The organism is Pseudomonas sp. Pseusp11 (genome assembly GCF_047304405.1).
In the GTDB taxonomy this organism is placed as follows: domain Bacteria; phylum Pseudomonadota; class Gammaproteobacteria; order Pseudomonadales; family Pseudomonadaceae; genus Aquipseudomonas.
In genome coordinates this window covers 1-12,807 of sequence record NZ_JBGLZF010000036.1, presented here as the reverse complement: position 1 = coordinate 12,807, position 12,807 = coordinate 1, and the positions used below count along the sequence as shown (strand labels likewise).

The following is a 12,807-nucleotide window of genomic DNA, read 5'->3' as shown; positions in this document are numbered from 1 at the left end:
GCTCGGCTGCGCAGCAGTCGCAAAACCTGCCGCCGCGGTTTGCCTGACACAACAGGGTGGACTGTTTTGGGGCCGCTTCGCGCCCCAGCGGGAGCAAGCTCCCTCGCCACAGGTTCCATTCGGCACAGACCTTGCGGCGATTAACAAGATTGTTTACAGCGCGATTTGCTCTAAAGCCCTCGCACTATTGCAAGTAACTCCTTTCTATACTGCGACATAAGGTCGCACACGTATTCAGACCTGTTCTTACCTGGCCACTTTGGCCCGTAAGCGCTCCGCTGGGGGGCGATGGCAACAACAAGAGGAGTGACTGGCATGATCCATCACGTAGTGGGACTCTTTACCCACCCTGACCAGGAATGGAAAGAAATCCGTGGCGACGAGGAAGAAAGCATCAGCCACATGTACCTGACGCACACCTTGATTCTTGCGGCGATCCCCGCCATATCGGCGTTTATCGGCACCACGCAAGTCGGCTGGGTCATCGGCAATCGAGCACCGGTGATGCTGACCATGGAAAGCGCGCTCTGGATGACCATCATGTCATACCTGGCGATGCTCGGCGGTGTCGCGGTGATGGGCGCCTTCATTCACTGGATGGCCCGTACCTATGACGCCAACCCGAGCCTGGCGCGCTGTATCGCATTCGCCACGTACACCGCCACCCCACTGTTCATCGGCGGCTTGGCGGCGCTGTACCCGCACTTGTGGCTGGGGATGATCGTCGGCACCGCGGCTGTCTGCTACACGGTGTACCTGCTGTATGTAGGGCTACCAACGTTCATGAACATTCCATCGGACGAGGGCTTCCTGTTTTCGAGCTCGGTGCTCGCCGTAGGACTGGTGGTGCTGGTAGCCATCATGGCGTTTACCGTGATTGTCTGGGGCCTTGGCGTGGGACCGGTCTATACCAACTGACAAACAAGCGCCAACATAAAAAACACGTTCCGCCACTACAGGCCGCCGCAAGGCGGCCTTCTAATGCGAGCAACGACCATTCGGCACCTGAGCGATTCGCAAGCCCTCGGGGTTGCGGCATACTCGACATCCTTGGAGATCCATCAAGCATGCCCGAGCAACTCAATACCCGCGTCGAAGACTGTTTCCTGCAAGCCGAATCCTTTTTCAAACGACCTTTCAAACGCCCCGTGGTGAGCCTCAAGCTGCGCGGGCAAAAAGCCGGTGTCGCGCATTTGCACGAGAACCTGCTGCGCTTCAACCCGCAGCTGTACCGGGAAAACACCGAAGACTTCCTCAAGCAGACCGTGGCGCATGAAGTCGCGCACCTGATCGCCCATCAACTGTTCGGCGACCGCATCCAGCCCCACGGCGAAGAGTGGCAACTGATCATGCGCGGCGTCTACGAACTGCCGCCCAACCGCTGCCACACCTATGACGTCAAACGCCGCAGCGTGACCCGCTACATCTACAAATGCCCGTGCGCCGATAGCGATTTCCCGTTTTCGGCCCAGCGTCATAGCCTGGTGCGCCAGGGGCGGCGGTATTTGTGCCGGCGCTGTCGCAGTACGTTGGTGTTCAGTGGGGAGATGCGAGTCGAATAAGTTGAATTTCGGCCGGGACAGACGCTAGATAACTACCTTGGCCCGCCGCAGCGCTTCAATCCGCTCAACACTAAACCCCAACTCCCCCAACACCTCATCCGTATGCTGCCCCAGCCGGGCGCCAATGTGCCGCGGCTCAGGCAACCCTGCTGAAAACTTCAACGGGCAGGCCATCTGCGCCTGGGTCGAGCCATCGCCCCGCGGCACCTCAGTCACCAGTTCCCGCGCCTGCAACTGCGGGTGCCCGACCGCTTCGCCCAGACTCAACACCGGCTCGACACACGCATCGACCCCGGCAAACAGCTCACACAACCAGGCAAAGTCGTGTTTTTCGAATTCAATGTTCAGCGCATCCTTGAGCGCCCGTTGCCGAGCGGGGTCGGACGACAGTCCCTCGGCCGCCAGTTCCGGACGGCCCAACGTCGTGCACAGTTGCTGCATGAACCCCGGTTCCAGACTGCCCACCGACAACCAGCGGCCATCGCGCGACCGGTAGTAATCGTAGAAGCTGCCGCCGTTGAGCATCTGGTCTTCCCTGCCCGGCTCAACGCCGCAGGCCAGGTAGCCGGCACCGGCCATGGCGTTCAGGCTGAAGGCGCAGTCGGTCATGCTCACATCCAGATGCTGCCCCTGCCCGGTCTGCTGCCGCGCAATCACCGCCGCCAACAACCCGATCACCCCGTGCAACGAGCCGCCCGCGACATCTGCCACCTGCATGCCCAACGGCAACGGGCCGCTGTCGGCGCGACCGGTGTAGCTCGAAAGGCCCGCCAGCGCCAGGTAGTTGATGTCGTGGCCGGCGCGGTCCTTGTAAGGGCCGGTCTGGCCGTAGCCAGTGATCGACACATAAATCAACCGTGGATTGATCGCCTTCAAGGCTTCATACCCCAGGCCCAGCCGTTCCATCACGCCAGGGCGGAACTGCTCCAGCACAATGTCGTAGTCCGCAAGCAATTGCTTGATCACCTCCAGCGCCTCGGGCTGCTTGAGGTCCAGCGCCAGGCTGCGCTTGTTGCGATTGAGGTACGCGTGGCTGGCCGACACGCCCTGATCATGGGGCCCCAGCACCCGCAGCAAATCCATGCGGGTCGGCGATTCGATGCGCAGCACCTCGGCGCCCATGTCCGCCAGCAGCAACGAGGCAAACGGCCCCGGCAACAATGTCGAGAAATCCAGAACCTTGAGTGATGCCAGTGGACCGAGCATGAGCGTTCTCCAGTGCAGTCCCCCAAGCCTAGGCAGCCCGGGACATTGCAGCAATCACCTTATGTGCCAGTGACGCTGACCGTTACGCTCAAATCGCAGGCAACAAAAAACCCGCCGAAGCGGGTTTTTCATTACAACAAGGCTTACTTGGCGTTCGTCGGGGTTGCACCTTCGACGTGGCCCAAAACATCGTCTTTAGGCTCGTCGGCAATGCCGCGACCGCCCGAGGCCAGCTCGGATTGCAGCACGTCGGTGTCCAGTTCCTTGACCCACTTGGCCACAACAAGGGTGGCAACCGCGTTACCGATCAGGTTGGTCAGCGCACGGGCTTCGGACATGAAACGGTCGATACCGAGGATCAGCGCCAGGCCGGCAACCGGCAGGTGGCCAACAGCGGACAAGGTAGCAGCCAGTACGATGAAGCCACTACCGGTCACGCCAGCAGCGCCTTTGGAGGACAGCAGCAACACCACAAGCAGAGTGATCTGGTGAGTGATGTCCATGTGGGTGTCGGTGGCCTGAGCAATGAACACTGCCGCCATGGTCAGGTAGATCGCAGTACCGTCGAGGTTGAACGAGTAACCGGTCGGGATCACCAGACCTACTACGGATTTCTGCGCGCCCAGACGCTCCATTTTGATCAGCATACGTGGCAGCACCGACTCCGAAGAGGAAGTACCCAGCACGATCAGCAGCTCTTCACGGATGTAACGAATCACTTTCAGCACGCTGAAGCCGTGAGCGCGAGCAATACCGCCCAGCACGACCAGAATGAACAGCAGGCAGGTGATGTAGAAGCAGGCCATCAGTTGACCCAGCTGCACCAGCGAGCCAACACCATAAGCACCGATGGTGAACGCCATGGCACCGAAGGCACCGAGCGGCGCGAGCTTCATGATCATGTTGATGATGTTGAACATCACGTGGGCGAAGCGATCGATGAAGTCCAGGATCGGCTTGCCGTAGGCACCCAGGCGATGCAGGGCGAAACCGAAGATCACCGAGAACATCAGCACTTGCAGGATATCGCCCGTGGCGAACGCACCAAAGATGGTGGTCGGGATCACGTTCAGCAAGAAGCCAACGACGCTTTGATCCGCACCCGCAGCCACGTAGGTTGCGATTTTGGAGGCATCCAACGTGGTGACATCGATGTGCATGCCGTTACCCGGCTGCACGATGTTGACCACTACCAGACCGACCAGCAGGGCGATGGTCGAAACGATTTCGAAATACAGCAGCGCGTAACCGCCGGTCTTGCCAACCGACTTCATGTTCTGCATGCCCGCGATACCGCTGACGACGGTGCAGAAAATGATGGGAGCGATGATCATTTTGATCAGTTTGATGAACCCGTCACCCAACGGCTTGAGGGCTACACCGGTCTGCGGGTAGAAGTGACCGAGCAGGATGCCGATGGCGATGGCAACGATCACCTGGAAATACAGGGATTTGTACAGTGGCTGACGAGTCGTCATTGCAAAGTTCCTCAAGAGTGCCCGGTGACAACATCCATCTGTTGCCCAAGACACTTCAATTGCGAACCCTCCTGCACTGGAGGGATTTGTTTTGTCGAGCTGCGCAACGGCAGGCATCTGCTCGTTGTATCGCAAGGTGCGTGCCACATTCGCCAAAAAGCCTGCGAGCCTTTTGACATCAAGGGTTACAGGTTTCTTTTGGTCACCAACCGGTTACAACCATGTGGCGGATATCCGCCAACCCGCCTGACCTCGTCCTGCAATTTGGCGGATATCCGCCTTGTTCATCGTCGATGGGCACCGCTACCATCCATTGCTCAGTGGACGGACCTGCCCCCATGCGTGAACGCACCATCGCCAGCCATTTCGCCCGTGCCGCCCTCGGCGGCGCGCGCCGACGTGGCTACGACTATTCGAGCCTGCTGCAGCAACTGGGGATCAGCCCCGAGTTGCTTGAAGAACCACGCGCCCGAATCGCGCCTGAACAGTTCACCCGGTTGATCCAGGGATTGTGGCTGGCCCTGGACGACGAATACCTGGGCTTCGGACAGGCCCCGAGCAAACCCGGCAGCTTCGCGATGATGTGCCACGCGGTGATCCACTGCCGCACACTGGAGAAAGCGCTCAATCGCGGCCTGTTGTTTTACAGCCTGTTTCCCGGGGCGCCGCGCCTGACGCTGAATCGCGAAGGCGAGATGATTCGCCTGAGCCTCGACGATTCGCCGCTGTGGGACCCGGACCACTTCCTCAGCGAAAGCCTGCTGGTGATCTGGCATCGGTTCGGCAGCTGGCTGATCGGCCAGCGCATTCGTCTGGAGCACGCCACATTCAGCTACCCGAGGCCCGAGCACGGGGCCGAATACGACTTGCTGTTTTCCTGCCCGCTAACGTTCGATACTACTCAGAGTAGCCTGCTGTTCCACAGCCGCTACCTGAACATGCCGCTGTTGCAGGACGAACGAACCCTCAAGCACTTTCTCGAGCGCTCCCCCGCCGACCTGCTGTCACGCCCCGACGAAGGCGACAGCCTGAGCAGCCAGTTGCGGCGCCTGCTCAGCCGCGACAGCGCACGCTGGCCGGACCTGGAAGCGGTAGCGGCGCACCTGCACATCAGCCCGCAAACCTTGCGCCGGCATTTGCGTGAGGAAGGCACGAGTTTTCAGGAGTTGAAGGATCAGTTGCGCCGGGACATCGCGATTTATCACCTGGGGCGAGCGGATCTGTCGTTGCAACAGATTGCCGAGCAGTTGGGGTTTTCCGAGCCTTCGGCGTTTCACCGGGCGTTCAAGAAATGGACGGGGTTAACGCCGGGGGCTTATCGCGCGCAAGAGAATTGAGTTCTAGCGCTGATTTTTGGTGTACTCACCGCATAACTGTGCAGCTAGACAGGCTGTTGTGGCGAGGGAGCTTGCTCCCGCTCGGCTGCGAAGCAGTCGCAAAACCGGTTTATGCGGTGTGCCTGAAAACCTGCGGTTGCAGACTTTGGGGCCGCTTCGCAGCCCAGCGGGAGCAAGCTCCCTCGCCACAATAAGTGCTCTCACCACAGACTTTCGTCAGCCTTGTGGATCGAGGTTATCCAGCACTCGGTTGACGGCCAATTCACCGAGCATGACCACCGATTGAATCCCCAACATCATGTTGCGATGTTTTGAGGTAGTGGTCGAGGGTGCGGTCGGCGGCTTCGTGGAGTTTTTTGGAATCGAGGGATTCGTAGGGGGAAACGTCGTCGGGTGCTGGTGGATTAAGTGTTGGTTTGAACATGGATAAAGCCTCCTAGAGTCATGGAGCCGCCACTGTTCGCTGCGAGACGAAAGAAGGTGGCAGCTATACGCGGGTCGCAGACCGGGACTCTAGAACCGGCAGACCCGAAGGTCTCCCACGTACAGCCGCCATAACGTGAACGGAGGATGTTGTGCGTCTAGAGATACACGGGCTGGGAGACCCGATCGCTGATTGGTCAGCGACAAGGAAACGATATAGCCCACGCCCCAGGTGCACTAGCCGGCGGATTCTGGCGTAGTCGTAGGCAGCGGCGCAAGGATGTGTAGCCTGGGTGAGTGTCTGGAGATGTCGATTAAACATCACCGTTTAAAATCAAAAGATCGGCCAGGCGCCCACATCAAACCACCGGAAAATGAATCCGGAATGCCGCCCCGCCAATCGGCGAATTCCCGAGCGTCAACTTTGATAAATAAATGCGTCTCCTTAAGTTCCTCCTTAAGTTCCTCTCGCTTCAGTTAACGACGGATCAAGCCTGTCCAGCCTCCGATTCACCGCACGCATCTTCATGAATGAATACTCCTCTACTTCACTTCAATTCTGTCGACGTACATGTCATTTCTATTAGAAATAGTGAATGACTTTATTCTGCTGTTGCCCGGCGCATTGAAACTGACATAGGCGAATTGGTAGAGGGTTGTAAAAGTTAATGGCCTCGTACCAATGACATGGCCTCGTTCATTCATAAAAACGACTGCATTGTCTTCGTGCAACTGGTGCGAATCGAACATAAAGCTGACATGCGTGGCTAAACCCGGAAGGGTAATCTCAACCGTTCCTAGCATGTTCAGCGTGACGCTTCCGAGTAACGGCGTGTAGTTTCTGTCAGTGGTATGAATATTCGTCAAATGAACAGTTCCGCCCAGTGACTTTAGCGTTATCCCACTCGCAAACGTATGTGCCGAGCCGGGTTTGAAATCAATCAGGCGTGCACTGTCGAAGTCTTCATAGCCGGCATACGATCGAAGGCTGACGATGTAGTTAACGTCCTTGAAGACAACGGTATGACCGCCGACTGTTACATCGACCTTGACTGTTATTTCAGCATTATCGAATAACGCATCGAGCCATGGACGCGATATTGCTTGGATCAAACCGTTTGTCACATCCTGTGCTGTTATACGGTAGTTCTGCAATACCGTCAGCAGTGCATGATTTTTATCCTCGACCGTTACATTAATAACCTGCCCGATCTCTATAAATACCCATGGGAGAAGTCGGAAAGTAGCGTCGTTAACAAAATCATCGAGATTCAGTCTACCCGCCTGCGCTTGCTGAATTTCTGCTACCGGCAAACGGGGATCGCGGTCCTCAATCCGTAAAACAGTCACCAGCAACGACCCTGACCGGGCAATCTCCTTGCCGCCCCGAATCAGCGCCCAGCGAAACTCCAGTTGCTTCCCGTGCCGCGCCGCCAGAAAGGCCTGGGTCAGGGTGGTGTTCGTCCGCTTGTTTGCGTTGAAAGCCACCGCCGGAAATGGCGTGGCACCGGCCGGCGGGTTGATTTCAATCAACTGAGCCTTGTCCCCTGTCAGGGCGGCCAGGAACTCGATGCGCACAGTGACGCCGTTCAAATAGAGCAATAGGTCGATGGGACTGACGGCCCGTGCCAGTATCGGCGGGATTAACTTGATGACGCCTTCGCCAATGACCTGTGCGATGGCAGGTGTCGAGGTCGCGATGACCGTACTGCCCCGGATCTGTTGATACACCACCTTCACAGCGCTATTGGCGATGATCTTGCTATTGGGAATGCTCCACACAAATTGACTCGGTACTTGTGTGACAGCCGATGTTTCTTCGTGAGTTGCAACGACACTGCCATTCAATTCGGCGGTGAAAACCAGTTTGATCGAGTCACCTGCTTTCCAGATCGTGTCGATGAGGTGAATCAACGCTGACAACGGATTTCCGTTCAATTTGGCGCGGTCCACCGTGCTGGGATCGTCAATGTTCTCGGTCGGGATTTCTCGAAGGATGGCCGCCGAAAGATTAGTACGGCCAAGGTGAACATCGATCTGCTTGGTTGGCGACCGGTTGGAATTGCCCAACTGGTCAATAACGACGTAATCACACAGCGTGTTCGGGTTGTCACCCACTTTCTGGAAAGTGTCAGTGAACAGTTTTTTGATCACCGGCACCGAAGTGTCGGTGATCTCCCTCTCAATCGTCTCATCGCCTAACTGAAAGCGAATGCGGTCATAGGCTCGCCGGTTGGAATAGGTGAACCCGAACTCTACACCTTGCGCCGCGCGTGCGGCACTGACCCCATCCTTGATGACATCGGGCGGGATCACCAGATCCAGACCAGCAGGCGCTGGCTCACCGGGCGACCGCAGGTAATACAGCACATTCAGATCCCGGGAATCTTCGCTGCCGTTCCCACTGGGACGGACGACCTTGTAATGCAGTCGGTTGACGCCGTTGCGCAACCGGCCATGCGGTATGTATAGCCGCACGCGAAGTTGTTCCTCTCCGGGGGCAATGGTCTTGCCATCGACGGGAGTGAGATCGTCGTTTACATACAAGTCAACGCGGTCATCCACGGCCATTGCCCAAGAACGAAGCTGCAACTCCCTCCATGGTTCCACCAGACATTCCAGACCCCGTGACTGTCCGTCATAAATGGCTTTGGGAATACCGCCATGGGCGAGACCGACAGGCTTCACCGGGGATACCCAGCCCTGGATGATCACTGGAAAGAGTTCGAATAACTGATTCAACACGGATGACTGGATGTCCATCATGCACACCTGGAAAGTTTGATAAGCCCGAGCCCCTCCGGGATCCAAAGCCATCACACTCTTAACCTGGAAGATTTACTACTGTCAGAAATAACAGGTTGAAGGCGATTTAAGACGAACGGCTGGCGCTTGAGCGCTTATCTCGTGTAGGAGCTGTCGAGTGCAACGAGGCTGCGATCTTTTTGGCCAAGCCCCTACATCAAACCACCGGAAAATGAATCCGGAACGCCGCGCCGCCCATCGGCGAATCCCCCAGCGTCAACTTGGCGCTGTAGCTTTCGATGATGTCCTTGACCACCGCCAAGCCAATCCCCTGCCCCGGATGCTGGCGGTCCAGCCGCTCGCCGCGCTCGAGAATTCGCGCGCGCTGGTCCGGTGGTACGCCGGGGCCATCGTCTTCAATGCAAAGCTCAATCCCGCTGAGGGTTTCGCGCACGCTGATGCGCACTTCGCTCAAACACAGGCGATAGGCGTTTTCCAGCAGGTTGCCCATCATTTCCAGCAAGGCGCCCTGCTCGATCGGCACGTAGCACTGATCCGGCAGATCGAAGGCGACCCGCACGCGTTTGTCGCGGTAGACCTTGTCCAGGGTGTCGCAGAGGCTTTGCAGCACCGGGCGCAGGCGCACCTGATGGCGCACCAGGCCGCTTTTGCGCAGGCTGGCCCGTTGCAGTTGATAGCTGATCTGCTGGCTCATGCGTTCGATCTGGGTTTGCAGCACCCAGGCCTGATCGCGCTCTTGCGGCTTTTGCGCCATGTCTTCGCTGACCCCTTGCAGCACCGCCAGCGGGGTTTTCAGGCTGTGGGCCAGGTCGTCGAGAGAATCGCGATAACGGCTGCGCTGTTCACGCTCGCTGTGCAGCAAACGGTTGAGCGAGCCGGTCAGGCGCAGCAGTTCGCGCGGGTGTTGTTCGCTGAGGCTTTCGCGGGTGCCGCTTTCGATCTGGTCCAGCTCCTGGCTCAGCCGGCTCAACGCCTGCAAGCCCCAGGTCAGGCCGACCCAGAGCAAGACGAGCAACACCAGCAACGCGGCACCGAAGCCCAGGTAGAGGTTTTCCCGCAGGCCTTCGAGGGTGACTTCGTATTCGCGCACCGGTTGCAGCGCGACGATGCTGAACGCCGCGCTTTTGCCGCCGAGCAGCTTGACCTCGACGTCATAGACGAAAAACTCTTCACCATTGGCCTCGCGAATCCTCGCGAACTCGTTACCGCGCCCGTCGTAACGCGGCTTGTAGTTGATGTTTTCTTCCTGGGTGGCTTTCGAACGCCAGACCAGGTGACCTTCGCGGTCATAGATGTAGCCAAGCAAACGGCTGTCGGTGAGGTTGAAGCGTTCATCGGGCAACTGTGCCGGCATCTGCAAGCGGTTGTTATCCACCCGGGCGGCGGAGATCAGCGTGGTGACGTCCGACGCCAGGCGCTGCTCGATGGAGTCCTGCAATGCGAGGCTGAACGCACCCTGCATCGCCGGCAGTAACGCCAGCATGAACAACACCGCCAGGGTGGTGGCGGCGAGCATCAAGCGGACACGAAGGGAACGAATCAAGTGCAGCGCTCATTGAACAGGTAACCGAGGCCACGCACGGTATCGATCGGTTTGAACCCGGCCGGGCCTTCGAGTTTGCGGCGCAAGCGGCCGACCAGCACTTCGATCACATTCGGATCACGCTCGTCGTCATCCGGGTAGAGCTGCTCCATCAAGCGGTCCTTGGCCACCACTTGCTGGTGATGCCGCATCAGGTATTCGAGGATCCGGTATTCGTAGGCGGTCAGCGCCAGCGGCTGGTCATCGAGGGACGCCTGTTTACGATTGAGGTCCAGCAGCAAGGGACCGGCGACGATGGTCGACTGGGTGAACCCGCTGGAGCGGCGCAGCAAGGCATTGAGCCGGGCGTCCAGCTCTTCGAACTGGAACGGCTTGACCACGTAGTCGTCGGCACCGGCGGCGAGGCCTTCGACCTTGTCTTGCCAGTTGCCGCGCGCGGTGAGGATCAGGATCGGAAACGTCTTGCCCTGGGAGCGCAGGTGACGAATCAGGTCGAGCCCGCCCATGCCCGGCAGACCGAGGTCGATCACCGCCAGGTCATGGTTGAACTGCTCGGCCTGATGCAACGCATCGATGGCGTTGGCCACGGCCTCGACCACGTGGCCGCTGTCCGTCAAACGGGTTTGCAGGTGATGGCGCAACAGCGCTTCATCTTCGACAACCAGCAATTTCATAAGGCTCTCCGGGGCAAATCAACATCTCCAAAGGTCAGTCAAGCCCGCTCCCACAGGTTGCGAGGCTTAACTGACTGGCAACCAAACGCTGTTTAGAAAGCGTAGTTGGCGGACAGGTACGTCTGGGCGCTGCTGGTCAAGTCCAGCGAACCCTGTTTGCTACCGCCGCGCTCGCTCATCTCGGTGCTGGCGTTGCTACGCAGGTAACGGTAACCCAGCTCGACCGAGGTGTTTTGCGTAACTTGCTGCAACACGCCGAGCTGGCCGCCAATGGCGTAACCGATGTCGCTGTCGCGGCTGAAGCCTGGCGATTCCTGGGTCATTTTGGTCAAACCGGCCGTGGCACCGCCGAACAGTTTGGTGCTGCCACCCACTGGGTAAAACAGATCGTAGCTGCCCAGCAGGTTTTCCTGACGCAGTTTAATGCCATTATGCGAGCCCGACACGTTGTCATAAGTGGCGTAGTAGCGGCCCTGGCTGTCTTGCTGGCCCACACGCAAACCCCAGGTGTTGTCCTTGCCGATCACACCGTCGGCGTTCGGATGGTTGAGGTTGTCGTTCAGGGCACTGGATTTTTTAACCTTGTCGCTGGTCTGGCCAAAGGTCAGGCCGGCAAAATTGGTGGTGTCGGCGTGGGCGGCAACACTGGCGCCCATCACGGTGAAAGCCAGCAGCAGTTTTTTCAATGTAGTCATTGGGGAATTTCCTCATGCGCTATGTGCTTTTTGGGTACGGGGCAAGGTTACTGACCCCACCCTGTACGTCCCCTGAACGCACTCTGAACCTGAGCTGAATCAAATCGACTACGCTGTCTTGACGTTTGTTTGTACGGAGATTCAACCATGCGCGTGTTCCTCGCCCTTGTATTGCTGGCCGTGAGCGGGCTCAGCCAGGCCGCCATCAAGACCCAGGAAATCCCCTATCAAAGTGCCGATGGCACAAAACTGATCGGTTATTACGCCTACGACGACGCCATTAAAGGTCCGCGTCCGGGTGTGGTGGTGGTACATGAATGGTGGGGCCTCAACGACTACGCCAAGCGGCGCGCCCGCGATCTGGCCGGTCTGGGCTACAGCGCGCTGGCGATCGATATGTACGGCGACGGCAAGAATACCGAACACCCCAAGGACGCCATGGCGTTCATGCAAGCCGCGACGAAGGACAGCGCAGCAGCCAGCGCGCGGTTTCAGGCCGGGCTCGATTTGCTGAAGAAACAGCCACAGACCGATCCGGCCAAACTGGCGGCCATCGGTTATTGCTTCGGCGGCAAGGTGGTTCTGGATGCGGCACGGCAGGGCTTGCCGCTGGCGGGCGTGGTGAGTTTTCACGGTGCACTGGCGACCAATACGCCGGCGGCGCCTGGCAGCGTGAAAGCGAAAATCCTGGTGGAGCATGGCGCGCTGGACAGCATGGTCACGGCGGAAAACGTGACGGCGTTCAAGGCCGAAATGGACAAGGCCGGTGCCGACTATAAATTTGTCAGCCTTGAAGGCGCCAAGCATGGCTTCAGCAACCCTGATGCGGATCGTCTGAGCCATGGCGATCATGGCGGGCCGGACATTGGTTACAACAAGGCCGCTGATGAGAAATCGTGGGCGGACATGCAGGCGTTTTTCAAGAAGATCTTTGGCTGACACACCGACAGCATTGCTCCCTGTGGCGAGGGAGCTTGCTCCCGCTCGGCTGCGAAGCAGTCGTAAAGGCGGCAAACGCGTTGTACCTGACGAAATGCGGTTGCAGGTTTTGGGGCCGCTTCGCTGCCCAGCGGGAGCAAGCTCCCTCGCCACAGGGAGCAATGCTGTCGGTGTGTCAGCCAAA

General features: G+C 58.5%; 10 protein-coding genes and 1 pseudogene. 4 read left to right on the top strand and 7 right to left on the bottom strand.

Features of this window, described 5'->3' with window-relative positions; genetic code table 11:
• The first annotated feature begins 315 nt into the window (after positions 1-315).
• Positions 316-918, top strand: coding sequence for a Yip1 family protein (locus ACCC96_RS23630; protein WP_019581231.1), 603 nt, complete (start codon positions 316-318; stop codon positions 916-918).
• 149 nt (positions 919-1,067) lie between these two features.
• Positions 1,068-1,562: a SprT family zinc-dependent metalloprotease gene (locus tag ACCC96_RS23625; RefSeq protein ID WP_007937535.1), complete on the top strand. Its 495-nt coding sequence runs from the start codon at positions 1,068-1,070 to the stop codon at positions 1,560-1,562.
• 24 nt (positions 1,563-1,586) lie between these two features.
• On the opposite strand, the gene ACCC96_RS23620 is transcribed toward ACCC96_RS23625, so the two are convergent.
• Positions 1,587-2,768, bottom strand: a complete 1,182-nt coding sequence (locus ACCC96_RS23620; RefSeq protein ID WP_413697051.1) for a CaiB/BaiF CoA transferase family protein — start codon at positions 2,766-2,768, stop codon at positions 1,587-1,589.
• A gap of 143 nt (positions 2,769-2,911) precedes the next feature.
• A complete protein-coding gene (locus tag ACCC96_RS23615; protein WP_019650372.1) occupies positions 2,912-4,246 on the bottom strand; it encodes a dicarboxylate/amino acid:cation symporter in 1,335 nt (444 codons plus the stop codon).
• Positions 4,247-4,584: 338 nt separating this feature from the next.
• Between ACCC96_RS23615 and ACCC96_RS23610 the strand changes: the two genes are divergently transcribed.
• The gene (locus tag ACCC96_RS23610) at positions 4,585-5,583 is read left to right on the top strand and encodes an AraC family transcriptional regulator (RefSeq protein ID WP_413697050.1); all 999 of its coding nucleotides are present in this window, start codon (positions 4,585-4,587) and stop codon (positions 5,581-5,583) included.
• 216 nt (positions 5,584-5,799) lie between these two features.
• Here the strand turns inward: ACCC96_RS23610 and ACCC96_RS23605 are convergent.
• From ACCC96_RS23605 to ACCC96_RS23585, 5 genes and pseudogenes are all read right to left on the bottom strand, one after another.
• Positions 5,800-6,007: pseudogene (locus ACCC96_RS23605) on the bottom strand (hypothetical protein).
• Between the two features lie 542 nt (positions 6,008-6,549).
• Positions 6,550-8,769, bottom strand: coding sequence for a hypothetical protein (locus tag ACCC96_RS23600; RefSeq protein WP_413697049.1), 2,220 nt, complete (start codon positions 8,767-8,769; stop codon positions 6,550-6,552).
• 199 nt (positions 8,770-8,968) lie between these two features.
• Entirely contained in the window at positions 8,969-10,315 is a 1,347-nt protein-coding gene (locus ACCC96_RS23595; RefSeq protein WP_413697048.1) for an ATP-binding protein, read from the bottom strand.
• The gene (locus ACCC96_RS23590; protein WP_007937523.1) at positions 10,312-10,989 is read right to left on the bottom strand and encodes a response regulator; all 678 of its coding nucleotides are present in this window, start codon (positions 10,987-10,989) and stop codon (positions 10,312-10,314) included. Before ACCC96_RS23590 ends, ACCC96_RS23595 begins: the two co-directional genes overlap by 4 nt.
• Positions 10,990-11,081: 92 nt before the next feature.
• Entirely contained in the window at positions 11,082-11,684 is a 603-nt protein-coding gene (locus tag ACCC96_RS23585) for a hypothetical protein (protein WP_064616496.1), read from the bottom strand.
• A gap of 147 nt (positions 11,685-11,831) precedes the next feature.
• Here ACCC96_RS23585 and ACCC96_RS23580 point away from each other — a divergent pair, with 147 nt between their 5' ends.
• Positions 11,832-12,623, top strand: coding sequence for a dienelactone hydrolase family protein (locus ACCC96_RS23580; RefSeq protein ID WP_413697047.1), 792 nt, complete (start codon positions 11,832-11,834; stop codon positions 12,621-12,623).
• Positions 12,624-12,807 lie beyond the last annotated feature (184 nt).